Source organism: Rheinheimera gaetbuli, assembly GCF_054781935.1.
Window position 1 is genome coordinate 294,267 of sequence record NZ_BAAGTL010000012.1, and the last position, 25,610, is coordinate 319,876.

Here is a 25,610-nt window from a genome sequence, read left to right on the forward strand (position 1 = left end):
AAAAAAACCGCACCGAGTGCGGTTTTTTATTTTCAATCCTAAATCCCCTGCTATTGAAGGGGGGATCGTTTACTCACTAAAGTACCAGTAAGCTTGGTTTATCAGATTGGTTATTAGCATTAATCGCTCTGGTGAGCTAATAAAATGCTGGTTTTGTGCAGCGTCAAGTTCAGTGTAATCACACAATAATTGCGCCGTTGTCAGTTCATTCGCAGGTAGCGTTATCTGATCACCATTGATAAATAGCAACAGGTCGCTGTCAGCGTTTTGCTGGTAATAACAGCAGCGTAAGCCGCCCGTGCGTGTTAGTACCGAACCTTCTTCAAGGTATTCTGCAATTTCATCATTGCCATAATGCGGGTCGGGTTCATTTAAATCTAACTCATGTTTAGCCCGGGTGATCAGGCTGCCAAACCAATGTGGCAAGTGCTGCCGGTCTGCAATAAGCTGTTGCAGTAATTGCTGTATGCTGTCCAGATCGGTGTCACAGATTTTGCCGACTGAAACGGCTGCTGGCCGGGCGGCATCAGTGAAACGTTGGCCAGTGATATCGTGGTCAATCAGGTAATCAGCCACGCCGATAAGCAGATCTTTTTGTGCCGGAGCACGAAAACCGACAGAGTAATTTAAACTGTTTTCAATACTAACGCCTTCATGCGGGCAACCTGGCGGAATATACAAAATGTCGCCGGGCTCTGTTATCACATCAATACAGTCGGTAAAAGCGCTAACCTGCAACAGACGCGGGTGCGGGCATAGCTGCTGCAAACTGCTATCGGGCATGCCAACGCGCCAACGCCGCTTACCTTCACCTTGAATAATAAATACGTCATATTGATCCAGATGCGGCCCGACACCGCCACCGGGTGCAGAAAAACTGACCATCAAATCATCAATACGCCAATTGGGTATAAAACGAAACGGATCAAGCAATTTGGCTGCTAGCGGGTGCCAATGATCAACCGCTTGTACCAGCAAAGTCCAGTTGCTATCGCCAAAAACACTGAAATCTGTAAATGGGCCAGTGTGCATATCCCATTGTTGCTTTGTACAGCTTACAATACGCGATTCTATCTCTTCTTCAGTAGCTAGACCGGCCAGCTCGTCTGCAGTTAAGGGGTCCGTGAAATTTTGAAAACCGCCTTTTAGCAATAGCGGTTTTTTCTGCCAGTACTCATTGAGAAATTCAGTGATACTCAGCTCACCTAAATGCAGTTGGTACATATGATCTTCCTAAGAAAAAAGGCGCTGTATACAGCGCCTTATCGTTAATCTGATATTACAGCGTATCAGTTATTTGTATTGCAGCGCCGATGTAATTAGCCGGTGTCAGCTGTTTTAGCTGCGCTTTTACCTGTTCTGGCAGCGCCAGTTTATCAATAAACAGATGTAAGTCTGCCTGGTTGATCCGCTTGCCACGGGTAAGTTCTTTTAACTTTTCGTACGGCTGTTCAATCCCGTATTTACGCATTACGGTTTGCACCGGCTCAGCCAGTAGTTCCCAGTTTGCATCTAATTCTGATAGCAAGTTGGCGGCATTAACTTCCAGCTTGCTGATACCTTTTAGTGTGGCCTGATAAGCAATCAGCGTATAGCCAAAACCCATACCCAGATTACGCAGTACGGTAGAGTCTGTCAGATCACGCTGCCAGCGTGATACCGGTAATTTGGCTGATAAATGGTTAAACAGCGCATTGGCTATGCCCAGGTTACCTTCAGAGTTTTCAAAGTCGATGGGGTTAACTTTGTGCGGCATGGTTGATGAGCCAATTTCACCAGCAATAGTGCGTTGCTTAAAGTGGCCAAGCGCGATATAGCCCCAGACATCGCGATCAAAATCGAGCAAAATAGTGTTAAAACGTGCAATCGCATCAAACAATTCGGCAATATAATCATGCGGTTCGATCTGAGTAGTGAACGCATTCCAGCTCAGGCCAAGGCTGGTAACAAACTGTTCAGATATAGCATGCCAGTCAAGTTCAGGGTAGGCCGACAAGTGGGCATTATAATTACCAACAGCGCCATTCAATTTACCTAGTATCTCGACATTAGCAATTTGCTCACGCTGGCGCTTTAATCGCATATAAACGTTAGCCATCTCTTTGCCCAGTGTCGTTGGCGAAGCTGGCTGGCCGTGAGTACGAGCCATCATCGGCACAGTCTTGTGCTGTTCAGCCAGTTGTTTAATGGCGTCGAGCAAGGCGTCACATTGCGGCAACAACACAGTATTTCTGGCTTCATTTAACATCAAGCCGTGCGATAAATTGTTAATGTCTTCAGAGGTGCAGGCAAAGTGAATAAATTCGCTAATCGCTGACAGCTCGGCGTTAGATTGTACTTTTTCTTTTAACAAGTACTCTACTGCTTTGACGTCATGATTGGTGGTGCGCTCGATGTCTTTTACCCGCTGGGCATCATCTAAACTGAAATTGTCGACAATGTCATTTAGTAGCTGATTTGCCAGTGCCGACAGTGATGGTACTTCTGTGATACCTGCAGTAGCTGCAAGCTGCTGCAGCCAGCGTACTTCAACCGTTACCCGGTATTTAATCAGGCCGAACTCACTAAAATACTGACGTAAATCAGTGGTTTTGCTGCCATAGCGCCCGTCAACGGGCGATATAGCGGTAAGGGCGTTCAGTTGCATACGAGCTCCTATAAACCTGGTGACGGTAATTGCGACAACATCTGTTGTGCCTGCGCGACCAGCTTGCGACGTTTAAAAATAAAGTTAAGACGGCTACCACCAGCCTGGCGCCACAATACGGCGCTGCGAATAGCGGCTAACAACAGGGCGCGTACTTTGTGCTGTACGGCGGTTTGTTTCAGTAAGTCAGGTTGACCATAGATTTGAATGCGGCTGCCAAGGCTACTAATGCACTCGGCGTAGATATCGGCCAGATTTGCCAGCATGTTGTCGTCGGTAATGGCAAAGTGCTGTAACTGTCGCTGCAAATGCTGCAGTTTATCACCAAGCGCTTTCATTTTGGCGGGTGTTTTATGCAGCCGGCGCTCTAGTGCGAGTACGCCAACAATATAACGGGTTAATTCGACATCTTTTTGTGGCTTGTCGCCCAACTGATCGACGATCAATTTTAAACCGGTGACCAGATTTTCGGCTTTATTGCCATAAATTTGTAGTGGTTCATCAGCGCTTAACACGGCCACACTACTTAGCATGGTTGTGAGGGCGTCACTGTTAACTTCGGCACTGCGTGCAACTTTTTGCACCAGTTGTAACGCCTGACATAACCCTGCCAGCGCAATAATCTGGGTGGAAAGTGAATACTGCATAATTAGTTTATCGCCTCGTCAATGATGCCACCGCCTAAGCACACCTCGTTCAGGTAAAACACCGCTGACTGCCCGGGCGTTACCGCTTTTTGTGCTGTATCAAACAGCACGGTAACGCTGCCATCAGGCTTTGGTGTAAGTAAACAGGGAATATCCGTCTGACGATAGCGGGTTTTTACACTGCAGCGCACCGGTTGTTGCGGGCCGGTGCGATCAGTCCAGTGTAACTGGCTGGCAATCAGGCCGTTAGCCAGTAAGCTGGGGTGGTCGTGGCCTTGCGCCACTATAAGCTGGTTAGACTCGACATCTTTAGCAACCACATACCAGGGCTCTTCACTGCCGTCTTTAGTGCCGCCGATGCCCAAGCCTTTGCGTTGGCCAAGGGTGTGATACATCAACCCTTCGTGGCGGCCAATAATGTCACCGTCGACACTGACAATATCGCCCGGTTGAGCGGGCAAATATTGCTGTAGAAAATCTTTGAATTTTCGCTCACCAATAAAGCAAATACCGGTACTGTCTTTTTTATTCGCAGTAATTAAGCCTTGTTGCTCTGCAATTAAGCGCACTGCTGGTTTTTCCAGCTCACCCACCGGAAACAGGGTTTGTGCTACATGCTCTTCCCCCAAAGTGTAGAGGAAGTAACTTTGATCTTTGTTGCTGTCCAGCCCGCGCAGCAATTGCCAATGCCCGTCATGATGACGGCGGCGCACATAGTGGCCGGTAGCAATATAATCTGCGCCCAGTGCTTCTGCAGCAAACTCAAGAAAGGCTTTAAACTTAATTTCTTTGTTGCACATAATATCGGGGTTAGGTGTGCGTCCTGCTTTGTATTCTGCCAGAAAGTACTCAAACACGTTGTCCCAGTACTCGGCAGCAAAGTTTACTTTGTGCAGCACGATACCCAGTTTGTCGCACACCTGCTGTGCATCCGCCATGTCTTCAGCTGCGGCACAGTATTCGTCGTTGTCGTCTTCTTCCCAGTTTTTCATAAACAGGCCTTCAACCTGATAACCTTGCTGCAATAGCAAATAGGCTGAAACGGAAGAATCTACCCCGCCGGACATACCAACGATGACTTTTTTACTGCGATTTGCACTGATAGGATCTGACATAGCACCTTATTCAACAGGGCGAAAAAACAAGGCGCGGATTATACACTACTTTTGCCATATGCGCATGTTATCGCACGGCTTGAATTAGCTGCAATGGTAAGCGCACGCCCTGGCGATACAATGCAATAGCATCGCTTACCAATGCGCTGCGCAAGGGAAGGGGGGCTTTGTCTATTTCAGCGCTGCTAAGCCAGTGTAATGCGGCAATATCGCTGTCTTGTGGCGCGTAAACAGCAGGTAGTTTTGTTGGCTCAAATATAAAGTTAACCCGGACATAGCGGTGGCCATTGGCTGCTTTTAATTGAGAAATGCCCAGCCAGGCACTGGGTTCTAGCGCTAAACCGGTTTCTTCCAGCAATTCACGCTTTACCGCGCTAACTAAGTCTTCATCTTGTTCGACATGGCCAGCCGGTTGGTTTAACACTCGTTTGCCGGTTAACTTGTCAGTTTCTTCTACCAACAGAAACTTGTGCTCAAAGCAGACTATGGCCGCAACAGTAAGGTGTAGCATGTCTCTGCTCATGGTATTGCTAATATCCTTATTTAAGGTTTAACACTGTGTATTGGCCCGGGGCCAAATCAGCAAGCGTCCAGTCGCCAATTTGTGCGCGGATCAAGCGTAAGGTAGGAAAACCAACAGCGGCTGTCATACGCCTTACCTGACGGTTACGGCCTTCAGTGATGGTTAGACTTATCCAACCGGTTGGGATGTTAGCACGCTGGCGCACCGGTGGTTGGCGCGGCCAAACCTCTGGCTCTGGCAAACGCTGCGCTATAGCTGGCGAAGTTAAACCATCATTTAACAGCACTCCTACCGCTAACTGTGCCAGCGCTTCGTCAGTTATTTCACCTTCAAGCTGCACCCAATAGGTTTTTGCCATTTTGTGTTTAGGGTCGGCAATACGATGTTGAGTTTGACCGCAATTAGTTAGCAGCAGCAAACCTTCGCTGTCGCGATCTAACCTACCGGCAGCATAAACATCCGGCAATGGGATATAATCTGCCAGCGTGGCACGCGGTGTAGGACTATTGTCGGTGAACTGACACAACACATCATAGGGTTTGTTAAACAGCACCAATAATGGCTGTCCGACTTTGGTCGTATTGCGTTTTTTCGTATATGGATTATTTTGCCGATTGTGTTTGTTGCTAGCGGATTTCACTGTTGTTTGTTCTCTGGAATTTATAGCATTGAGCTGTGATTTCGCAGCTGTAAGCCAAGCTGAACACCAGGCTGGCTGTGTGCAGTTTTGCTGCAACTATGACCAGTGTGTAGTAACAGCCCGTTACCTATTTTATTCAATGTCTTGCTGCTATACTACCGCCGCTTGCAACAATTGCGTTTAAAACATACACATCGCACGGATGTAGTGCGACTGGCGCCTCGTGCCAGCTGTTCGCAAACACTTTACAGGAATTAACATGTCAAAAGAAATTGCAAAAATCATTTATACTGAAACTGACGAAGCGCCGGCGCTGGCGACCTATTCATTGCTGCCTATTGTACAGGCATTTTCTGCAGCTGCTGGCATTGCCGTTGAAACCCGTGATATCTCATTGTCGGGTCGTATTATTGCCAACTTTCCAGACTTCCTGCAAAGCGAGCAGCGCATTGCAGACGCATTAGCTGAACTGGGTGAACTGGCTAATCAGCCAGAGGCTAATATTATTAAGTTGCCAAATATCAGTGCGTCTATTCCGCAGTTAAAAGCCGCTATTAAAGAGTTGCAGCAACAAGGCTATGCGTTGCCAGATTATCCGGCTGAGCCAAAAGATGATAAAGAGCGCGATGTTAAAGCGCGTTATGACAAAATTAAAGGCAGTGCTGTAAACCCGGTGCTGCGTGAAGGCAACTCTGACCGTCGGGCTCCGGCATCGGTTAAACAGTACGCGAAAAACAACCCGCATAGCATGGGAGCATGGGCAGCAGATTCTAAATCTCATGTTGCGCATATGACGCAGGGGGATTTTTACGGCAGCGAAAAATCGACTACGTTTGCAAATGCCGATACATTGAAAATTCAACATATCGCCAAAGACGGTACTGTATCGGTACTGAAAGAAAAAGTGTCTGTACTTGCAGGCGAGGTAATTGATGCTGCCACGATGAGCAAGAATGCTCTGCGGGCTTTTTACCAGCAGGAAATTGCGGCTGCTAAGCAACAAGATGTGCTGTTGTCACTGCACTTAAAAGCCACCATGATGAAGGTGTCTGACCCTATTTTGTTTGGCCATGCCGTTACAGTATTTTTTAAGCCGGTGTTTGAAAAACATGCTGCTTTGTTTGCTGAACTGGGTGTAGATGTAAACAACGGTGCCGGCGATATGTTCGCTAAAGTGGCTACCTTGCCACAAGCACAACAGGCTGCCGTGCTGGCAGATATTAAAGCCTGTTACGCTGTACAGCCAGAGTTGGCTATGGTGAACTCTGATAAAGGTATTACCAACTTGCATGTTCCCAGCGATGTGATTATCGATGCGTCTATGCCGGCAATGATCAGAAGCTCCGGTAAGATGTGGGGTACGGATGGTAAGTTAAAAGATACCAAAGCCATGATCCCCGACCGTTGTTATGCTGGCGTTTATCAGGAAACAATCGATTTTTGCCGTAAAAATGGTGCTTTTGACCCGCGCACTATGGGCTCAGTGCCGAACGTTGGCTTGATGGCACAAAAAGCCGAAGAATACGGTTCACATGATAAAACCTTTGAAATTGCTGCTGATGGCAAAGTGCAGGTAGTAAATAGCAAAGGCGACGTTGTATTTGAACACAATGTAGAACAAGGTGACGTATGGCGTATGTGTCAGGTAAAAGATGCGCCTATTCGTGATTGGGTGAAGCTGGCGGTAAACCGTGCCCGCTTAAGCGCGACTCCGGCAGTATTCTGGTTAGACAGTGACCGTGCTCATGATGCGCAGATTATCAACAAGGTTAAGACGTATTTGCAAGACCATGACACAGCTGGCCTGGATATTCAGATATTGTCGCCAGTAGAAGCAACACGCTTGTCACTGCAGCGCATGCAACAAGGTTTGGATACTATCTCCGTAACCGGCAACGTGCTGCGGGATTATTTAACTGACTTATTCCCAATTCTGGAGCTAGGCACCAGTGCCAAAATGTTGTCAGTGGTGCCGCTGATGAATGGCGGCGGCCTGTTTGAAACCGGCGCGGGTGGCTCAGCACCAAAACATGTTGAACAATTTATCGAAGAAAACTATCTGCGCTGGGACTCACTGGGTGAGTTCTTGGCCTTAGCGGCGTCATTAGAACATTTAAGCCAGGTAACAGGTAACATTAAAGCCAAAGTTCTGGCCGATGCGTTGGACAATGCAACTGCTAAGTTTTTGGACAAGGATAAATCACCGCGGCGTAAATTGGGTGAGCTGGACAATCGTGGCAGCCACTTCTATCTGGCGCTGTACTGGGCTGAAGCACTGGCAGCGCAAAATGCCGATGCAGAGTTGCAGCAGCGTTTTAGCAAACTGGCTGATACCTTGACACAGCAAGAAGCCGCCATAGTGGCTGAGCTTATTAATGCTCAGGGTAAAGCTGTTGATATCGGTGGCTATTTCCGGCCAGATCCGGCGCTGGTATCTGCAGCAATGCGGCCAAGTAAGCTATTCAACAAGGCGTTGGAGAGCGCTTGATATTTAGGGCATTGCAATAAAAACAAAAGCAGGCTTAGGCCTGCTTTTTTGTTTTTTGTCACACGGAGCGATGTTACTCTGACAGATCACCGGGTAATTTAATATTCACAGCGTGTAAGCCTTTAGGGCCTTCTGACAAGTCGAACTCAACGTCTTGTCCTGCCTTTAGCGTGCGGTAGCCGTCCATGCTAATGGTTGAATAATGTGCAAAGATATCTTCGTCACGGCCATCTTCACGGATAAATCCAAATCCTTTGGCATTATTAAACCATTTTACTTTACCGGTAGCCATACAACTTACTTCCTTCTCTAAGTTAGCTAAATTCTGTATTCTTTGTCATGATAGTGGGAATGTTGTTAATCCCAACAACTACTGTAGATAATTTGTTCAGACAGTCAAGTTATTTGCAAAATTAAACTTAAAATTTACCTAAAATTAACTGAAAGCTCCTTTGATGGAATACACAGGCATGGCTATAGTTTATGAGCGGCAATAAACAAACGAATGAACAGCATGGTGATCTGGAACAGCTGACCCGGCAGCGTGTGGCACCTCCTCCCATGTACAAGGTGGTTTTGCACAACGATGATTACACCCCGATGGATTTTGTCATTGATGTGTTAAGTCGGTTTTTTAACATGCAATATGAGCAGGCGACAGAAGTGATGTTGAAAGTGCATTATGAAGGTAAAGGCGTCTGCGGCGTGTTTACTGCTGAAATTGCCGAAACGAAAGTGCAGCAAGTGACGCAGTATGCCAAAGAGCATCAGCACCCGTTGCTATGTTCTATGGAACGCGCATAAGGTTATTATTGGCATGATTCTGGTGTCGTTACTCAGGTGGATTAGGAGTGGTGTATGTTGAATAAAGATCTTGAGTTAACTCTGAATTTGGCTTTCAGGTTCGCGCGTGAACGCCGTCATGAGTACATGACGGTAGAACATTTGTTGCTGGCTTTGCTGGACAACCCCGCCGCAGGCGAAGCATTACGCTCTTGTGGCGCCAATATAGAAAAACTGCGTCATGAATTGGCCAGTTTTATCGATTCTACAACGCCAGTGCTGCCTGAAGGCGAGATTGAGCGTGATACCCAGCCAACGCTAGGCTTTCAGCGTGTTTTGCAGCGCGCCGTGTTTCATGTGCAGTCATCAGGTAAATCTGAAGTCACTGGTGCCAATGTATTAGTTGCTATTTTTAGCGAGCAGGAATCACAAGCGGTTTATTTGCTGAAGAAAATCGATATCACCCGTCTAGATGTGGTTAACTTTATTTCTCATGGTGTGATGAAGACTGAAAAGTTGGAACAACATGATGAACATGCTCAGGACGAATCGACCGATACTGCTGCTGATGACAGTAAGTATTTAGAAAATTTTACTGCCAACCTGAATATACAGGCCAAAAATGGCTTTATTGACCCATTGATTGGTCGTGAGCATGAAGTTGAACGTGCTATCCAGGTGTTATGCCGGCGCAAAAAAAACAATCCTTTGCTGGTCGGTGAAGCTGGTGTAGGTAAAACAGCTATTGCTGAAGGCTTGGCTTATCGCATCGTGCATAATGAAGTTCCTGAAGTGATTGCTAACGCTACCATCTATTCATTGGATATGGGCGCTCTGCTGGCCGGGACTAAATACCGTGGTGATTTTGAAAAACGACTTAAGTCGTTGCTGAAAGAGCTGGAGCGGGAAAAAGACGCTATTTTGTTTATCGATGAAATACATACAGTTATTGGTGCCGGCGCAGCCTCTGGTGGGGTAATGGATGCCAGTAATCTAATCAAACCGTTGTTATCAAACGGTAAGTTACGCTGCATGGGCTCTACAACTTATCAGGAATTTAAAAGCATTTTCGAGAAAGACACTGCTCTGGTGCGACGCTTTCAGAAAATTGATGTAGTAGAGCCCAGTGTTGATGACACCACCCGAATATTATTAGGTTTAAAAGAGCGTTACGAGCAACACCATAACGTGCGTTATACGCAAAAAGCCATTCGTGCAGCTGCGGAATTGTCTGCCAAGTATATTAATGAGCGGCATTTGCCTGACAAGGCGATAGATGTGATTGACGAAGCCGGCGCCAGCCAGCGCTTGCTGCCATCGTCTAAACGTAAAAAAGTGATTAACGTGCCGGAGATTGAGCATGTTATTGCCAAGATGGCACGGATCCCGGAGAAGTCGGTTTCGGCGTCAGATAAAGATGTGCTGGCCAATCTGGACCGAAACCTAAAACTGGTGGTGTTTGGTCAGAATGAACCGATAGAGGTTTTAACGTCGGCAATCCGGCTATCTCGCTCAGGTTTGGGTAACGAAGAAAAACCGATTGGTAACTTTCTGTTTGCTGGCCCTACAGGGGTGGGCAAGACTGAAGTTACCAAACAACTGGCAAAAGCCTTGGGCGTAGAATTACTACGCTTTGATATGTCAGAGTATATGGAGCGCCATGCCATCAGCCGCTTAATTGGCGCGCCGCCGGGCTATGTTGGCTTTGAGCAGGGTGGCTTGCTAACTGATGCTGTATCAAAACAACCTTATTCGGTTGTATTGCTGGATGAAATCGAGAAAGCCCATAGCGATATATACAATATTTTGCTGCAGGTAATGGACCATGGCACCTTAACTGATAACAATGGCCGTAAAATAGATTTTCGTAATGTCGTTCTGGTGATGACAACAAATGCCGGGGTGCAGGAAACAGTTCGTAAATCAATAGGCTTTAAACAGCAAGATCATAGTCATGATGCTTTATCTGAAATTAACCGTACCTTTAGTCCGGAGTTTCGCAACCGGCTGGATGGCATTATCTGGTTTAAACACCTTACGCCAGAGATCATTTTGCAAATAGTCGATAAGTTTATTTGTGATCTGCAGGTGCAATTGGATAAAAAACAAGTATCTATGGAACTGTCATCAGCCGCCAGACAGTGGTTGTCTGACAAAGGTTATGATCAAGCGATGGGAGCCAGGCCGATGGCAAGGGTGATTCAGGAGCATTTGAAAAAGCCGTTGGCAAACGAAATATTATTTGGCCGCTTGATCCACGGTGGTGATGTTAGAATTGACCTTGTTCAGGATCAGCTGAGTTTTGACTATCAAACAGAGCGGGAGATCGCACTGGCAGATTAATATTTTTCTGCGACTTAAAAACAAACCCGGCACCAGGCCGGGTTTGTTTTATACAAGATGTTGCAGTGGTATTAACGTTGACGAAATACGATGCGGCCCTTGGTCAGATCGTATGGTGTCAGTTCCACCGTTACTTTGTCGCCAGTCAAAATACGGATATAGTTCTTACGCATTTTGCCGGAAATATGAGCGATAACGACATGGCCGTTTTCCAGTTCAACTTTGAACATGGTATTTGGCAGGGTATCCAAAATGGTACCTTGCATTTCAATTACGTCTTCTTTCGCCATTCAGCGTACGTGCCTCTTAAATTGGGTGATCCTGTAAAAAACTGCGCAGATTGTGCCGAAATCGCCAGCATAAGTAAAGCGGCAAGCGCTTTTTTAACCAAATGAATGCCATATTCCGGCAATAAAGCGCTGTTGTGGCAAAAATGCGGCCTTATATGCCATTTTATTGCAGGCATCAATTTGGTATCCCAGGTAAAGCCAGTCTTTGTTTAGCTCGATGCTAACCTGTAATAAAGCCAGTATAGCCAGTACGCCGGGTGAAAATGAGCTAAATGCCGGATCGTAAAACGTATACACCGCAGAGAGAGCATCGCTGGTAACATCCACTATGGTGATTGCCACCAATTGTTGTTGCCAATATTGTTCAAGTAGCTGAACTTTTAGCCAGCTGCAGCTCAGCATGCTTTGCAATTGTTCGCGCGAGGGAGGAAACATGCTGCCATCAGCATGTTTGTGGCAGATATAGTCAGCGAATAAACTATAGTAATCAGCCGTTGTTTGCTGCGTTATTTGGTAATGCCAGCCAGCGCGGCTGGCTTTACGTAGTAAACGCTTTTGGCTGCGGCTAGGCTGGAATGTATCAGCGGCAATGCGGACTGACTGACATGCCTGACATGAGGGGCAATGAGGTGTGTAAACTTGCTCACCACTGCGACGGAAATTTAGTTGCAGTAACTGCTGATATAAGTTGTCGCTGATCGGTTGATCCGGTAGCAGAAATACCAATTGTTCGGTCTGCTCTGGCAGATAGGCGCATGGCGTTGCTGCGCTAAGGCCAAACTTTAGTTCAGGCATGGTTAGCTTCCAGTTCAACAAAGCGGCTGTGCCAGTGTCGTTCAGGCAAAGGTCTGGTGCATTGTTGCTGCAGTAAATGCATATACTCATTGCGCGATAAAGGTGTTGCACCAAGCTGCAATAAAAACGGGTTGGGCATCTGACAGTCTATCCAGCCTGGTGCTTCGTGCTGCAAATGTTGCTGCAACATAATCATTGCCAGTTTGGCCGCATCAGGCACCAGATTAAACATAGATTCACCGCAGAACAGACTACCAATCTGGACGCCATAAAGCCCTCCGACCAGTTTATTTTGTTGCCAGACCTCAACACTATGGGCGTGGCCTAAATGATGTAATGCAATATAGGCTTGCTGCATTTGCGGCAAGATCCAGGTGCCGGCCTGTTTCGCTCGGGGGGCGGCGCATTGGCCAATCACCTGACTAAACGCTTTATTGACACTAAAACTGAAATTAAAACGGCGTAGTTGTTTGGCAAGGCTTCGATTTACTTTTAAGCTGTCGGGTGCAAAGACAGCTCGTATTGACGGACTCCACCATAACAGCGGATCGCCTTCACTGAACCAGGGAAAAATGCCTCTTGTATAGGCACTTAACAGACGTGTCGGCGATAAATCCCCACCCATAGCCAATAAACCATCGGGTTGCTGCAGCGCATGCTGCAGCGCAGGGAAGCTGTCATCAGTTAGCGATAATTCCGGCAGATAAATAGCCACAATAGACCACGTATTACTTGGCCAGTGCATCCAGATAGCGTTCGGCATCCAACGCTGCCATACAGCCGGTACCGGCGGAGGTAATGGCCTGCCGGTAAATATGATCAGATACATCTCCGGCGGCAAATACACCGGCAATACTGGTTTGGGTGGCATTGCCATCGCTACCACTGTGAACTTTCAGGTAACCGCCATTCATTTCCAGTTGGCCAGCAAAAATGTCAGTATTTGGCTGATGGCCAATAGCAATAAAAACGCCCTGTAATGCTAACTCTTCAGCTGCTTCGCCACGGGTTGATTTTAATCGCACACCCGTTACACCCATATCATCACCTAATACTTCTTCCAGCTCGCGGTGGGTGTGTAGCACGATATTACCACTGCTAACTTTAGCCATTAGGCGGTCTACCAGAATTTTCTCTGCTTTGAAGCTGTCGCGCCGGTGCACCAAATGTACTTCAGCAGCGATATTCGATAAATACAGTGCTTCTTCAACGGCGGTATTTCCTCCACCAACAACCGCTACTTTTTGGTTGCGATAAAAGAAGCCGTCGCAGGTTGCACAGGCAGAAACGCCACGGCCGCTGAATGCCTGCTCAGAGGGTAACCCAAGATATTTGGCCGAAGCGCCGGTACAAATGATTAATGCATCGCAGCTGTACACTGCGTTGTCGCCTGTAAGAATAAATGGGCGCTGTTGCAGGTTAACGGTATGAATGTGATCAAACACAATTTCAGTGTTAAAGGTTTCAGCATGTATCCGCATACGTTCCATCAACGCAGGGCCTGTTAAGCCATGCGCATCACCTGGCCAGTTTTCTACTTCAGTTGTGGTGGTTAATTGGCCGCCTTGCTGCATACCGGTAATTAACACCGGGTTAAGGTTGGCACGGGCAGCATAGACTGCAGCGGTATAGCCCGCCGGGCCTGAGCCTAAGATAAGCAGGCGACTGTGTTTTACATCTGACATGAATTTCTCCGGAAACAACATAATAAAGCGGGTTATGGCGTCGATTCTAAAGAATTGCAAGCCTAAGCGAAAGTAGCGGAGGATATTTAGTCATAGCGGCAAAGGTCAAGATTTAGCAACACTTGTTATCACTGACCGTAAAGTAGCAGCTAAAAATCGGTCAATATTAAGGTTTATAATCCGCGCAAGATTAACACGTGTGATTAAGTGTTTTTACTGAAGTAGTAAGTTCCTGTAAAAGTCATTTTGTTTCTGATAGTTATATTTATTTCCCGCAACGGGGATCTATCTGCAATTTATAATATATTTGTAATTGATTTGTAATGTTTATCTGTATTGGTTGGCTACGTTTTGAACTGCAGGACGCTGGAGTGCAACAAGGACAATAATAATCAATCAAGGGTAACACAATGAAAAAAACTACTACTTTGCTGGCAATCGCCTCTGCCGGCTGTTTTGCGTTAAGCCTCACCTCTGTTGCTGTTGCTGAGGGTATGAAAAAGACAGATCCAGGTTTGGACTTGTTACAGCTTAATGATGACACTACAGAGCAGTTTATAATTAAGTTTAAAGATGAAACAACGCAGAAATCAGCAGATGGCCAGTCAGGTCAGTCTCTAGTCTCTTCTTTAAGGGCTAATAAAGTTTTGGCCAAGGCCAGTATTAAGGCCCTGGCACACTTGCCATCAGTTAATGCCAGCGTAGCAAAACTCACGGCAAAGCAACGGGCTTTATTGGCTAATGATCCTCAGGTGGAGTACATCGAGGAAGATTCTAAACGCTATTTGATGGATGTTATCACACCGCTGGCGCAAACAACGCCATATGGTATAACGATGGTACAAGCTAATCAGGTTAGTGATAGTAGTGCGGGTAACACCAAAGTCTGTGTTATTGACACAGGCTGGGCTGCTGGTCATGAAGATTTACAAAACTCCGGTGTTACCGGTTTTTCATTTTCTGGCCACGGTAGTTGGAATACCGACGGCAACGGCCATGGTACTCATGTCGCCGGTACTATGGTCGCGCTAAATAATAACAGTGGTGTGGTTGGCACTATTGGCTCGGGTCAGGCGGGCGTGCATATTGTTAAAATTTTCAACAACTCCGGCAATTGGACAACCGCATCGAACTTGATCACTGCTATTCAGTCTTGTAAAGATGCAGGTGCCAAAGTGGTGAATATGAGCTTGGGTGGCAGCTCGTCTAACCAGACTGAAAATACAGCCATGACTAATTTTTACAATGGCGGTATGTTACTGGTTGCCGCAGCCGGTAACGGCGGCAATACCAGCTTTTCTTATCCTGCATCCTATAATGCTGTAGTCTCGGTTGCCGCAGTTAACTCCAGCGCCAGTCTGGCGAGTTTTTCACAGCGTAACTCACAAGTTGAAATTGCCGGTCCAGGTGTCGGCGTTAGCTCAACCTGGAACAACGGCGGTTACAACAGCATCAGCGGTACATCGATGGCATCGCCGCATGTGGCCGGCGTAGCGGCATTGGTGTGGAGTAACCATCCAGGTTGTAGCGCAGCACAAATTCGCAATGCGTTAAATACGACTGCTGAAGATCGTGGTGCCGCCGGGCGCGATACATCTTATGGTTGGGGTATAGTTAAAGCTAAAGCCGCCCACGATTACCTTACTAATAATGGCTGCGGCGGGGGTAATCCACCACCACCACCACCAACAAACGGTGCTACTTTCCCTAACTTGTCGGGTACCACGGGGCAGTGGTTAAGGGGTAGTTATACAATACCATCGGGTGTGTCGTCGGTAACCTTCCAGATTTCCGGTGGCAGTGGTGATGCCGATTTGTATGTGCGGTATGGCTCTGAGCCAACGACAACAAGCTACAACTGCCGTCCATATTTAAATGGCAATAATGAGGTCTGTACGTTTAACAACCCGCAAGCAGGTACCTGGCATATCGGTATTCGTGCTTATAGTGCCTTTAGTGGTGTAACTTTCAGTTATCAATACTAATTATACCAAACAGGCCGGAGCAATCCGGCCTGTTATTTTAAGCCGACACTTTACTGTTATGCTGACAATACGTAGTAATACACGGCAAAAAAATGCAATACGCTGCCACCCAATACAAACAGATGCCAGATAGCATGATGCAGAAATAGCTGCTTCCATGCATAAAAAATAACACCAATTGAGTAACTTAAACCGCCCAGCAAGAGTAACAATAAGCCGCCGCTTGCCACGTTGTTTAACATAGGTTGAATGGCAATAAGAACCAGCCAGCCCATGCCAAGATAGAAGCATAGCGACAGTTTTTTGTATTTAAGCCCGGTTGCTAATTCAATAATAACGCCTGCTAAAGCGACTGACCAAATCAGGGCAAATAATGGCAGGCCCCAATTATCGCGCAAATTTATCAGGGTAAAAGGGGTATAGGTACCGGCAATCAGAATAAAAATAGCGGCATGATCTAACTGACGCAAACGACGTTTAACGTCAATGTTGCTAATGGCGTGATATAGCGTAGAGCTGCTGTATAACAGGATTAAACTGCAGCCGTACACCAAACTACTGGCAAGGTGCCAGACATCGCCATGCTCTAGCGACAGCGCTAACATTAAAACTAATGCCACAATGCTAAGTAATGCCCCCAGACCGTGACTTAACGCATGCAATAGTTCTTCAAATGGTGAATAGGAGGTACTGGTCATAGTCACGCAGTTCAGCTTGTGTGTGTTAAGGTGTAGCGGCTAAAATAGCAGTTTTTCAGAAGAAGTGCTTGTTGTGCAACAAAAACCGTTATTGGTCGTACTGGGGTATGTTTGGCCGGAACCAAATTCGTCGGCTGCCGGCTACCGGATGTTAAGTTTGCTGCAGCTTTTTTTGCAGCAGGACTGGAGGGTTATCTTTGCCAGCGCTGCAGAAACAGGGCCTCACCGTTATCCACTAGCTGATATGGGCATCACTGAGCAGAGCATCCGGCTAAACGACAGCAGCTTCGATCACTGGTTAGCTGAACAAGCGCCGCAAGCAGTAATGTTTGACCGTTTTATGCTGGAAGAGCAGTTTGGTTGGCGGGTTGAGCAAGCATGCCCGGCGGCACTGCGCATTTTGGATATGGAAGACTGTCATGCACTGCGTGATGCGCGCCAACGCTGCTTTAATAGCAACACACCGCTTGATGCGGTAGCGCTTAACTCCGAGCTGGCGCTGCGCGAGATAGCTGCCGTTTATCGCTGCGATGTGACACTGGTTATTTCTGAGTACGAAATGCAGCTGTTGCAGCAGCATTATAAGGTGCCGCTACAGTTGCTATGTTATTGCCCGTTTTTAGTCAGCGAACCTCCTGCGCAGAGCGTGCCGCAATACGCTGAGCGTAGCGACTTTATCGCTATTGGTAATTTTCGTCATGCACCAAACTGGCACAGTGTACTGTGGTTAAAACAACAGATTTGGCCGCTAATTCGCCAGCAGTTGCCCAAAGCGCAGCTACATGTCTATGGTGCTTATCCGCCGCCTAAAGCCAGCGCATTGCACAACACACGGGAAGGTTTCTTGGTTAAAGGTTGGGCCGATGATGCCATGACCGTTATGAGCCAAGCCCGGGTATGCCTGGCGCCATTAGCGTTTGGCGCTGGGCTAAAAGGTAAATTGCTTGATGCCATGCGCTGCGGTACGCCAAGTGTTACGACTGATATTGGTGCGGAAGGTATGGCTAATAGCGAGCAATGGCCGGGGTTTATTGCTAATGACGCTAAAGCTCTGGCAGATGCTGCAGTATGCTTATATCAACAGCAAGACATTTGGCTGCAGGCTCAACAAACAGGGTTTACTGTATTGCACAGCCGGTTTAGTCTGATGCAACATCAACATCGGCTTTGGCAAAGCCTGCAGCAGAGTATGGCCAATATACAACAACATCGGGCGAACAACTTTACCGGCTTGATGCTCAAACACCATGCATACCGTAGTACAAAATTTATGGGGCAGTGGATAGAGGCAAAAACACGTCTGGCTGAACTAAGCAGCCAGACAGACGCTGATTAGCGACAACCGCGTGGTTGACGCTGGGCACTAGTGCGCTCGGCCCATAGTGCAGAGGCCGACTTACCGCCAGTACTGTTGTTTTTTGCTGTTTTAGTGGGTTTGGCCGCGCTTTTCACTACAGCAGGCTTTGCCACAGCAGCTTGCGGTTCGGCGCTGTTGTAACTGGCGCCTAATTCTGCCAATTCGGCCAGACGGATATTTTTTCCGCCATCTACGCTGAACCAGCCGGGCTTTTGCTCCAATTGCGGTGCTTTACCAAAAGCGGCGGTGTAAGCTGCGGTAAAATCGGCAACAACCTGATCTTTGTCCAATTTGCTCATAAGGGTCCTTAACTGACATTATTTGCGCATTTAGCTCGCTATTTATACAACATTTTGTGGCCATAACACAAATGTGCCTGATTTTTTTAGCTGTTGCAGTACAATACGGCTACCAACAACAGCGGAAAGCCAGTCGATGATAGATCGCGACCAGTTAGTTGAATTTCTAAATACAGAGTTACAAAGTGATAAAATTCGTGATTATTGTCCCAATGGTTTGCAGGTAGAGGGCAAGGCGAAAATTGCCCGGCTGGTTACCGGGGTTACTGCCAGCCAGGCGTTACTGGATGCAGCCGTGGCAGTAAAGGCTGACGCGATATTGGTGCATCACGGCTATTTTTGGAAAAACGAAACCGCGCCTGTAACCGGTATCAAGAAAAAGCGTCTGCAGACCTTACTGTGCCATGACATCAATTTATTGGCTTACCATTTACCGCTGGATGTGCATCCGACGCTTGGCAATAACGCGCAATTAGGGCACTTACTTAAAGCGAAAAATATCACTGCTGTTACCACCGCAGAGCCCAATGGCGTGTTAATGCAGGGCGAGCTGACACCGATTTTGCCGGTACAACAACTTGCTGCCAGCTTAGAGCAGGCGCTGGGACGGCACGTACTGTTGCATACCTCAGGCAGCAATGCGGTCAGTAAACTGGCGTGGTGCACCGGTGGTGGGCAGGGCTATATCGAGCAAGCCGCGGCGGCCGGTGCGCAATTGTTTATTAGCGGCGAGGTATCAGAGCAAACAATTCATTTATCGCGTGAGCTGGGTATTCATTTTATCGCCGCCGGCCACCATGCTACCGAGCGCTATGGTGTTAAAGCGCTGGGCGAATTTATTGCGCAGCAGTTTGCTTTAGATGTGCAGTTTATTGATATTGATAATCCGGCATGACAAAAAAAACTGATCGCAGCTTTGATGGTATCGCGGCCAAATTTGCGCAGAATATTTACAGCAGCACCAAAGGTAAATTGCGCCAATTAGTCCTTCTTCGGGATTTAGCCGAACTTACGCTATTACAGCAACCATGTCAGATCCTTGATGTCGGCGCCGGGCAGGGGCAGTTAGCGCTGGCTCTGGCTGCGCAGGGTCATAGTGTGCATTTAACCGATATTTCTGCCGACATGTTACAACTTGCACAGCAACAAGCACAGGAGCAGGGCGCTGATAATGTCAGTTTTGCGCAGATTGGTCTGGCGGAGCTGGCGGCCACACAACAGCAACAGTATCAGCTGGTGTTGTGCCACGCCATGCTGGAGTGGCTGGCACAGCCTGAACTGGCTATTGCCCAACTGCGGCAGCTGTTACTGCCGGGAGGTGTGTTATCGCTAATGTTTTATAACAAAGATGCTAAACGTTTTGGCAATATTTTGTTCGGCAACTTCGATTATGTCGCAGCAGATTTTCAGGTAAAGAAAAAAGTCAGCTTAAACCCACAACATCCGTTGACCCCAGCCGATGTGCTGCGCTGGTGTGAACAAGCTGGCTTTAGTGTGCTGGCTAAAACCGGGGTGCGTTGTTTTCATGATTACTTACGCGATCGAAGTCAGCAGCAAAGCCATTTCGAGCAGTTACTCGCGCTGGAGTTGCAATACAACCGCACTGAGCCTTATGCATCGCTGGGCCGTTATCAGCATTTATTACTGCAGGCAGTTTAGTCAAACTCAAATTTGTACAGCAAATCAACGGCGTTATCTAAGCTGTTTACAGCTTCCAAATACAGGTTTCGCATTACGCGGTAGCGCAGGGTAAATTCGCCAACAGCATTAAAAATGCCATAGCCGTATTTAATCTGCAGATCGCGTGATAAGTAGCCGCTTACTGTTACCTGCGAGTTATCTCCGGCACCGGCTGTATCCAGCGTAAGATCGCGAACACCAAATGCTTCGCCCAGCTCACCAACCACAGCGCCGGTAGAAGAAATAGACAAGCCAATAAGGCTGGTGGTAAGCGCTGAACCGGCGCTGCCTGAATCGCTGCCGATATCACGGCCCATAAGCAAATATGCCAACGCATTAGCCTGCGGCTTGGCCGGCTCGGAAAAAATACTGACCGTTGGCTCATCTGCCGGGCCAATAACGCGGATACCTGCAATAACATCATCTTCCATATTGGCCGGATTACGGATAGCTTCCACATTTAAAAACGGCTGATCGGCCGGGCCGTTAAAGCTCATTTTACCCTGACGGATGACTAAGTCCTGGCCATAAGCCCGAAAAGTGCCGTCTTGCAGGCTGACGTCACCGTTAACCGTTGGCTGTTGCTTCGGCTGCTGGCGCACTCTTAAATTCCCGCCAAGGCGGGTTTGCAGGCCAAAAGCCGATAACTGTACCCGTCTGCCCAACACAACATTAACATCGGTTTGCAGCGCAAAAACGGTTTGCGCATTTTTGGGGATGGGCTGCAATGCTTCGTCCAGCAACACCTGGTCATCTGATATCTCCACCGCAGTTTGCGGCAGACTATCGATGTTGATGCGGGCAAACGGAATTTGCACCGTGCCGCTAAGCGATGTAATGCCGGGCCTTGCTGTTAAGGTGAGATCCGGGGCCACTTGCAACTGTGCCTGTGGAATTTGCAAGCTTAGCTCATCGCCTTTTATTTTAACGCTTGCTTGCCAGTTATCTATTTGTGGCCATTTTGCGTCACCATTTAAATCTATCCGGCCCTTGCTGGTAGTTACCAAACCCTCCAGTGTTGCTTCTTGTCCGTTAAACGTAAGCGCTATGTTGGCATCTGTCACATCCAGCGGGGCTTGTTTACCGGCCAGTTTAAACCCACTTAGCGCCAGCTTGCCGTTAATGTCCGGATGGTTTAAGTCACCGCTAAAGCGCAAGTCGCTGTTCAGTGTGCCTGCAAGCGCACTGTTTTGCTCCAGCAAGGGTTGCAAGAAGGCCAGGCTGAACTGCTGTAGCAGCAGCTTACCCTGGAGTTGACGCGAAGCGGATGGTATGTCGCTAATGCTGACTTCAGTTTGTAATGTGCTGTCGCTGTCAAACTGCCAATTCAGGCTGCTGCTAAGCTTATCGTCAGCCAATCCCGCATCCAGTGTCCAGCTTTGCCAACTCAGTGCAAGAGGTTGTTCTGCCTGATAGTGCCAGCCGCCGTTGCTGCCATTAATCTTGAGCTGTGCCTGTGGTTGTTGGTCCTGCTGCCAGTTGACGCTGACATACGCATCAACTTGGCCTTGCAATGCCATCTGCGCGGGTAAAAAATCAGCCAGAGCGGACAGGGCAAACTGCTTTAGGTTAAACTCGAGTGCTATCTGTCTGGCGCTGATTAGCAGAGGTTTAACTGCGCACAGCTCAGCAGGGGCTTGCTGCCAACAGTGTGGCTGCACAGTGAGCTGGGTGTTGGCAAAACTGTAATCAAGTGTCGCACTATCAACCAGGTGCCAGGGCCCCGCCAAGCTGTCAAGCCTGGCGCTTAGCAATGTGCCTTGCCAATATTCGTTTGCTTTGAATCTGCCTGTCAGTTCTAAGTCGGCATTGTGCTCTGCACCGCTCAGGTGCAGAGTCAGTTGATGCTGTAATTCGCTGCCGCTGAGTGTCAGCTGCAGTTGGTCAATACTTTGCTGCTGATAGTTAGCGTTGCTCGCTTGCAACAATACCGTTGCCGTGATATTGCGCTCGCTGTTTACGCTAAAATCGGTGTCCAGCGTTAACCGCTGAAGGCTTGCGTCCTGCCATTGCAGCGCATTGGCACTAAGCGATCCTGTCAGCTTTGGCGTCTCGCGTTGGCCTGTAATGTTGAAGTCAGCGCTGATGTTGCCTTGCGTGCCTTGTATGCTTTGCGCCAATGTCGGTATAGCAACTTTCATTGCCAGTTGCCATTGTTGATCCAGTGAGCCGGTCAGTTGGATCTGGTTTTGAGCATGGCGCAGCGTCAGGCCGGGAGTTTCTAATTTGTAGTCGCCTTGTCCGCTGTGATCAGCCACGCTTAAACTGCCTTCCAGATTAAGCCCATAGTCACGTAAGGTGCCGTTAAGGTCTATTTGCGGCAGAGCCAACTGCCAGCCGCCCTGCGGTGTCAACTGGCCGCTAAACTGCATATTGCCGTTTAGCTCACCATTATAGTCCGGCCAGAATTGGCCAGGCTGAATGTGGTTTAACTGCATTTTGCCAAGCCAGTATAATTGCTGTTGCCAATTTAGCTCAGCCTGGCCGCTAAGCTCGCCGCCAAGGCTGTTAACCACAATGTTTTCCAGCGTTACACCAGCCAGGCTGCTGTGGCCATTTAATTGCACATGGCTGGCTGGCAGCTGGTTACCGCTTAAGGCTAATCCTGCATCAAAACGCAGCTGCTCCAGGCTGCCGTCGGCGGCCATTTGCAGCTGGTTCAGCTGTATTTCTGCGTTGCCACTTAGTGGCCATTGTACCTGTGTGGCATATAAGCTGGCATTTATCGGTAGGGTGCTGTCTAACAGGTTTAGCCACAGCGACAATTCAGCATCCAGCAGCTCACTGGCTTTGGCGTGCAGTTGTAAGTTACTTAAGTCGCCATCCAGCGTTAGGCGTAGTCTTTGACCTGCCAGTGTAGTGTCTTGTAGTAACAGCCGGATATCGGCTTTGAGCGGATAGTTGCCAACCGGTTCTAATCTGGCTGAGGCATATAAGGTGGCTCGCGGATGGCGAATATCCAGCTGCGTCAGCGTGATTTGCTGCGGTAGCAGTTGCAGGCTGAATGCCAGCTCACTGAGGGTGTGTGCTTCAGGCTCTGCTCCTTGCTGGTGAAGGGTGAAATCAGTCAAACGAAAGCGGTCGATAAACACACTCAGCGGCAAGGTGATATCTTGCAGGTGCGGCACCTGGTAGGCAAAGGCGTCATTAGCTACAGTATCTGTAGTTTGCGGCAATGTTAGGGCAACCTGCTGCCAGTGCGGCTGATTTAGTTGCACTTTATTACCCCACAGCTGCGCTGCGGTGTCAAATTGTTGCCAGTGTAATGTCGTGCCGCCAACCACAACTGTGGCATCCTTCAGTTGCAGCTGAGTAATATCAATGGCAAAGGGTAGCCATAATCTTGCCGCGGGTTGCGGGGGAACTGCCGGCGGTGGATTGTCGGTGTCAGCAATACTAAGCCGCATGCCTTGCAGTGCAAGCTGCTCCACACAGAGTGTAAAGCGCAATAAACAGCCGTTACTAATCTGCAGAGTGCTTTGCTCTAACGTCAGCGTTAGCGCATCATCTTGCCAGCGTAAACCATGCAATGTATTGCCGCCGAGCAAGCTGCCCTCGCTGCGCTCAACGCTGAAACCATTGACCAGATGCTGTGCCAGCCACAAGTTAAAGCTTAGCCCGGCTGGGCTATACAACAGCGTAAACACTATGGCAAAAAGCACAGCGCTGGGCAGCACTAGTGTCCAGTTCAGCCATTTTAATGTGCGTTTGCGCCAATGTTTAGCCCTTTGGTGGCTCATAATTCGGGCCCCAAGGCAAAGTGCAGTTGAAAACCTTTGTCAGGGCCATCCAGACCCCAGGCAAGGTCAAGCCGCACCGGCCCAACAGGAGAGGCCCAGCGCAAGCCGAAACCAACGCCCTGCACCCAATCGGGTTTGTCATCCCAGGCGCTACCGTAATCACTGAATGCTGCCAGCCACCAATTTCCCTTCACACGGTACTGATATTCCAGCGCAGCGGTTGCCATATAGCGGCCGCCGGTTAGCTCATCTTCGTTGTTACGTGGTGATACGGTTTCATAGCCATAGCCCCGTATACTGTTATCGCCGCCGGCAAAAAACCGTAGTGAGGGCGGTAATTGTGACAAACCTTCCATCAGGATAGCACCACCATCAAGCCGGGTTACAAAGCGATGATTGTTACCGGCACTGCCAATCCAACCAATGCGACTACGTAAGCGCGCAAAGCTGGCATCTGAGCCCCAGGCCTCATCTGATACCTCAACGCCCAGTAATAACCGGTTGGCCGAGGAGGGCATTGGGCCACCTGACTGTTTGCTGCGGTTATAGCTTATTCCTGGCATGATCAGACTGATACTGTCATTTTGGTCAGCCTGGACAAAGTCTTCATATAACCAACGCACAGAAGCGGTGCGGTACCAGTCGCTTTTCAACAGCCAATGGCGCTCTAACGCCAAATTAGACTCACGGCTTTGCGTGTCCTGATTATCACGGTTACGAAAACCAAGTTGTACTTGATAAAAGTCATTGGCGACGCTGGCCAGCGGTAATTTATAGGCCGCCTCTACGCTTTGCTCGATGTCTGACAAAGCAAGTTTGCTGTGGAGACTATGGCCTGCTTTATTAAGCCAGGGTTTAGTCCAATTTAGTTTCAATCGCGCTTTAACGTCGGTAGAGTAACCGATACCTGCTTCTATAATGTTGCGCCGTTCCGGCTGCAGTGCCACATTTATCGGCAGCCTAAAATCCTGCAGTTGTGTGGTGTTGCCTTCAAGTAAAATTGACGAAAACCAGCCGGTAGCGGCTAATGCTTGGTTAAGCTCGCCCAACTGACTGGCCAGATAATAGTCACCGCGGCTAAAAGGCACTAAAGTGAGCAGCCCTGGCTCTGCTATTTGGTTACCACTAAAGCTTACGTTACCAAATTTGTAGCGAGTACCAGAGTCAAAATGTAAACGGACAAAGGCTTGCTTTAGCGCGGGTGCAACCTCAAGCCGGGCTTGCGTGAAATCCGCATCAAAGTACCCTTTACGCAGTGCCAGGCTTTTTAAGGCACTTTTGAAACCATCATAGGCGCCATGATGCAACACCTGGCCTTGCTTAGGTGCCTGAGTTGCCAGCAAGGCGGCAAAATCAGCATCTGTTGTGGCATCGCCAGACAACTTTATATCGCTTTGGCTAATCCGCACGGGTTCGCCAGCGTGCACGTGAACTTGCAGCACCCGTGGTGTGGCTTCGTCGTGTGTTATGGTAATTTCGCTGTGGTAATAACCCAGTGCTTGCAAAGCAGTTTGAATTTCCTGCTGTAATGTAGCTTGAAACCGCAATCCCGGAGTGTTGTCGGCATCAATGTATTTTTGCAGATAAATAGCGATATTATCGCGTAAATCGTCATTTACCCCGCTAATGTTAAAACGATAAGCTGTAGTTGAACGCGCGGGAAAGCTAATACTGAGTATAACTGCCAGCACTGCTGTTATAAAAAAACCGCGGTTTTGCATTGGCGTGTAAAAGTCCCGTTTTAAGAAAATGAAAAAACTAAATGTGCGGGCTATTATGGCTCACGCTGCTTGCCAATGTACACCGCGTTGCCTAAATAGAGACTGAACAGACCTCGCAATATGTGGATAATACAACAGCACAGTACAACTGAGGTGGCGATTTCAGTTATACTG

At 48.2% G+C, this 25,610-nt stretch carries 22 protein-coding genes; 7 read left to right on the forward strand and 15 right to left on the reverse strand.

The annotated features are described in order from the left end of the window. Positions 1–69: 69 nt before the first annotated feature. The 6 genes from ACYVIC_RS11935 to ACYVIC_RS11960 form a co-directional block, all read right to left on the reverse strand. Positions 70–1,224 (reverse strand): ribosomal protein uL16 3-hydroxylase, encoded by a 1,155-nt coding sequence (locus ACYVIC_RS11935; protein ID WP_460860214.1) that lies wholly within the window; start codon positions 1,222–1,224, stop codon positions 70–72. 55 nt (positions 1,225–1,279) lie between these two features. After that, positions 1,280–2,647, reverse strand: coding sequence for an adenylosuccinate lyase (purB, locus tag ACYVIC_RS11940; protein WP_460860216.1), 1,368 nt, complete (start codon positions 2,645–2,647; stop codon positions 1,280–1,282). A gap of 8 nt (positions 2,648–2,655) precedes the next feature. Continuing rightward, positions 2,656–3,294, reverse strand: coding sequence for a high frequency lysogenization protein HflD (gene hflD, locus ACYVIC_RS11945; RefSeq protein ID WP_460860218.1), 639 nt, complete (start codon positions 3,292–3,294; stop codon positions 2,656–2,658). Between the two features lie 2 nt (positions 3,295–3,296). Further along, a complete protein-coding gene (gene mnmA, locus ACYVIC_RS11950; protein ID WP_460860219.1) occupies positions 3,297–4,409 on the reverse strand; it encodes a tRNA 2-thiouridine(34) synthase MnmA in 1,113 nt (370 codons plus the stop codon). A 67-nt stretch (positions 4,410–4,476) separates the two neighbouring features. Further along, on the reverse strand, positions 4,477–4,932 hold the full coding sequence (locus ACYVIC_RS11955) for an NUDIX domain-containing protein (protein WP_460860221.1): 456 nt from the start codon (positions 4,930–4,932) through the stop codon (positions 4,477–4,479). A gap of 16 nt (positions 4,933–4,948) precedes the next feature. Further along, complete coding sequence (locus ACYVIC_RS11960; RefSeq protein WP_460860470.1) at positions 4,949–5,488, reverse strand: pseudouridine synthase; 540 nt, start codon at positions 5,486–5,488, stop codon at positions 4,949–4,951. Between the two features lie 343 nt (positions 5,489–5,831). On the opposite strand from ACYVIC_RS11960, the gene ACYVIC_RS11965 reads away from it, so the two are divergent. Beyond that, positions 5,832–8,060, forward strand: coding sequence for an NADP-dependent isocitrate dehydrogenase (locus tag ACYVIC_RS11965; RefSeq protein WP_460860223.1), 2,229 nt, complete (start codon positions 5,832–5,834; stop codon positions 8,058–8,060). A 73-nt stretch (positions 8,061–8,133) separates the two neighbouring features. On the opposite strand, the gene cspD is transcribed toward ACYVIC_RS11965, so the two are convergent. Further along, positions 8,134–8,352, reverse strand: coding sequence for a cold shock domain-containing protein CspD (cspD, locus tag ACYVIC_RS11970; protein ID WP_335737662.1), 219 nt, complete (start codon positions 8,350–8,352; stop codon positions 8,134–8,136). A 191-nt stretch (positions 8,353–8,543) separates the two neighbouring features. Here cspD and clpS point away from each other — a divergent pair, with 191 nt between their 5' ends. Both clpS and clpA read left to right on the forward strand, forming a co-directional pair. Then, a complete protein-coding gene (clpS, locus tag ACYVIC_RS11975) occupies positions 8,544–8,864 on the forward strand; it encodes an ATP-dependent Clp protease adapter ClpS (protein WP_460860226.1) in 321 nt (106 codons plus the stop codon). Positions 8,865–8,918: 54 nt separating this feature from the next. Further along, positions 8,919–11,186 carry an ATP-dependent Clp protease ATP-binding subunit ClpA gene (gene clpA, locus ACYVIC_RS11980; protein WP_460860227.1) on the forward strand — a complete coding sequence of 756 codons (2,268 nt, stop codon included), beginning with the start codon at positions 8,919–8,921 and terminating at the stop codon, positions 11,184–11,186. Between the two features lie 71 nt (positions 11,187–11,257). Here the strand turns inward: clpA and infA are convergent, their stop codons facing one another. The 4 genes from infA to trxB all read right to left on the reverse strand — a co-directional run bounded on the left by infA (position 11,258) and on the right by trxB (position 13,956). Beyond that, on the reverse strand, positions 11,258–11,476 hold the full coding sequence (infA, locus tag ACYVIC_RS11985; protein WP_008610216.1) for a translation initiation factor IF-1: 219 nt from the start codon (positions 11,474–11,476) through the stop codon (positions 11,258–11,260). A 93-nt stretch (positions 11,477–11,569) separates the two neighbouring features. Further along, positions 11,570–12,271 (reverse strand): arginyltransferase, encoded by a 702-nt coding sequence (locus ACYVIC_RS11990; RefSeq protein ID WP_460860230.1) that lies wholly within the window; start codon positions 12,269–12,271, stop codon positions 11,570–11,572. Next, complete coding sequence (gene aat / locus ACYVIC_RS11995) at positions 12,264–13,034, reverse strand: leucyl/phenylalanyl-tRNA--protein transferase (RefSeq protein WP_460860232.1); 771 nt, start codon at positions 13,032–13,034, stop codon at positions 12,264–12,266. Before aat ends, ACYVIC_RS11990 begins: the two co-directional genes overlap by 8 nt. Beyond that, complete coding sequence (gene trxB / locus ACYVIC_RS12000) at positions 13,000–13,956, reverse strand: thioredoxin-disulfide reductase (RefSeq protein ID WP_460860234.1); 957 nt, start codon at positions 13,954–13,956, stop codon at positions 13,000–13,002. The genes aat and trxB overlap by 35 nt, the downstream gene beginning before the upstream one ends. A gap of 410 nt (positions 13,957–14,366) precedes the next feature. Here trxB and ACYVIC_RS12005 point away from each other — a divergent pair, with 410 nt between their 5' ends. After that, positions 14,367–15,941 (forward strand): S8 family serine peptidase, encoded by a 1,575-nt coding sequence (locus ACYVIC_RS12005; protein ID WP_460860235.1) that lies wholly within the window; start codon positions 14,367–14,369, stop codon positions 15,939–15,941. A 56-nt stretch (positions 15,942–15,997) separates the two neighbouring features. On the opposite strand, the gene trhA is transcribed toward ACYVIC_RS12005, so the two are convergent. Continuing rightward, positions 15,998–16,639 carry a PAQR family membrane homeostasis protein TrhA gene (gene trhA / locus ACYVIC_RS12010; RefSeq protein WP_460860236.1) on the reverse strand — a complete coding sequence of 214 codons (642 nt, stop codon included), beginning with the start codon at positions 16,637–16,639 and terminating at the stop codon, positions 15,998–16,000. 73 nt (positions 16,640–16,712) lie between these two features. Between trhA and ACYVIC_RS12015 the strand changes: the two genes are divergently transcribed. Next, positions 16,713–17,975: a glycosyltransferase family 4 protein gene (locus ACYVIC_RS12015; protein ID WP_460860238.1), complete on the forward strand. Its 1,263-nt coding sequence runs from the start codon at positions 16,713–16,715 to the stop codon at positions 17,973–17,975. On the opposite strand, the gene ACYVIC_RS12020 is transcribed toward ACYVIC_RS12015, so the two are convergent. Then, complete coding sequence (locus ACYVIC_RS12020; RefSeq protein WP_460860240.1) at positions 17,972–18,295, reverse strand: hypothetical protein; 324 nt, start codon at positions 18,293–18,295, stop codon at positions 17,972–17,974. The two genes, ACYVIC_RS12015 and ACYVIC_RS12020, sit on opposite strands and share 4 nt — an antisense overlap. Positions 18,296–18,431: 136 nt before the next feature. On the opposite strand from ACYVIC_RS12020, the gene ACYVIC_RS12025 reads away from it, so the two are divergent. Both ACYVIC_RS12025 and ACYVIC_RS12030 read left to right on the forward strand, forming a co-directional pair. Then, positions 18,432–19,190 (forward strand): Nif3-like dinuclear metal center hexameric protein, encoded by a 759-nt coding sequence (locus ACYVIC_RS12025; protein ID WP_460860242.1) that lies wholly within the window; start codon positions 18,432–18,434, stop codon positions 19,188–19,190. Continuing rightward, on the forward strand, positions 19,187–19,954 hold the full coding sequence (locus ACYVIC_RS12030; RefSeq protein ID WP_460860243.1) for a methyltransferase domain-containing protein: 768 nt from the start codon (positions 19,187–19,189) through the stop codon (positions 19,952–19,954). The genes ACYVIC_RS12025 and ACYVIC_RS12030 overlap by 4 nt, the downstream gene beginning before the upstream one ends. On the opposite strand, the gene tamB is transcribed toward ACYVIC_RS12030, so the two are convergent. Next, complete coding sequence (gene tamB / locus ACYVIC_RS12035; protein WP_460860244.1) at positions 19,951–23,715, reverse strand: autotransporter assembly complex protein TamB; 3,765 nt, start codon at positions 23,713–23,715, stop codon at positions 19,951–19,953. The two genes, ACYVIC_RS12030 and tamB, sit on opposite strands and share 4 nt — an antisense overlap. Then, complete coding sequence (gene tamA / locus ACYVIC_RS12040) at positions 23,712–25,436, reverse strand: autotransporter assembly complex protein TamA (protein WP_460860246.1); 1,725 nt, start codon at positions 25,434–25,436, stop codon at positions 23,712–23,714. Before tamA ends, tamB begins: the two co-directional genes overlap by 4 nt. Positions 25,437–25,610 lie beyond the last annotated feature (174 nt).

Excerpts from the sequence above, each read along its gene's own strand:
- ACYVIC_RS11935 (WP_460860214.1), bottom strand. The coding sequence starts at position 1,224 with ATGTACCAACTGCATTTAGGTGAGCTGAGTATCACTGAATTTCTCAAT.
- purB (WP_460860216.1), bottom strand. The coding sequence starts at position 2,647 with ATGCAACTGAACGCCCTTACCGCTATATCGCCCGTTGACGGGCGCTAT.
- hflD (WP_460860218.1), bottom strand. The coding sequence starts at position 3,294 with ATGCAGTATTCACTTTCCACCCAGATTATTGCGCTGGCAGGGTTATGT.
- mnmA (WP_460860219.1), bottom strand. The coding sequence starts at position 4,409 with ATGTCAGATCCTATCAGTGCAAATCGCAGTAAAAAAGTCATCGTTGGT.
- ACYVIC_RS11955 (WP_460860221.1), bottom strand. The coding sequence starts at position 4,932 with ATGAGCAGAGACATGCTACACCTTACTGTTGCGGCCATAGTCTGCTTT.
- ACYVIC_RS11965 (WP_460860223.1), top strand. The coding sequence starts at position 5,832 with ATGTCAAAAGAAATTGCAAAAATCATTTATACTGAAACTGACGAAGCG.
- cspD (WP_335737662.1), bottom strand. The coding sequence starts at position 8,352 with ATGGCTACCGGTAAAGTAAAATGGTTTAATAATGCCAAAGGATTTGGA.
- clpS (WP_460860226.1), top strand. The coding sequence starts at position 8,544 with ATGAGCGGCAATAAACAAACGAATGAACAGCATGGTGATCTGGAACAG.
- clpA (WP_460860227.1), top strand. The coding sequence starts at position 8,919 with ATGTTGAATAAAGATCTTGAGTTAACTCTGAATTTGGCTTTCAGGTTC.
- infA (WP_008610216.1), bottom strand. The coding sequence starts at position 11,476 with ATGGCGAAAGAAGACGTAATTGAAATGCAAGGTACCATTTTGGATACC.
- ACYVIC_RS11990 (WP_460860230.1), bottom strand. The coding sequence starts at position 12,271 with ATGCCTGAACTAAAGTTTGGCCTTAGCGCAGCAACGCCATGCGCCTAT.
- aat (WP_460860232.1), bottom strand. The coding sequence starts at position 13,034 with ATGCCGAACGCTATCTGGATGCACTGGCCAAGTAATACGTGGTCTATT.
- trxB (WP_460860234.1), bottom strand. The coding sequence starts at position 13,956 with ATGTCAGATGTAAAACACAGTCGCCTGCTTATCTTAGGCTCAGGCCCG.
- ACYVIC_RS12005 (WP_460860235.1), top strand. The coding sequence starts at position 14,367 with ATGAAAAAAACTACTACTTTGCTGGCAATCGCCTCTGCCGGCTGTTTT.
- trhA (WP_460860236.1), bottom strand. The coding sequence starts at position 16,639 with ATGACCAGTACCTCCTATTCACCATTTGAAGAACTATTGCATGCGTTA.
- ACYVIC_RS12020 (WP_460860240.1), bottom strand. The coding sequence starts at position 18,295 with ATGAGCAAATTGGACAAAGATCAGGTTGTTGCCGATTTTACCGCAGCT.
- ACYVIC_RS12025 (WP_460860242.1), top strand. The coding sequence starts at position 18,432 with ATGATAGATCGCGACCAGTTAGTTGAATTTCTAAATACAGAGTTACAA.
- ACYVIC_RS12030 (WP_460860243.1), top strand. The coding sequence starts at position 19,187 with ATGACAAAAAAAACTGATCGCAGCTTTGATGGTATCGCGGCCAAATTT.
- tamB (WP_460860244.1), bottom strand. The coding sequence starts at position 23,715 with ATGAGCCACCAAAGGGCTAAACATTGGCGCAAACGCACATTAAAATGG.
- tamA (WP_460860246.1), bottom strand. The coding sequence starts at position 25,436 with ATGCAAAACCGCGGTTTTTTTATAACAGCAGTGCTGGCAGTTATACTC.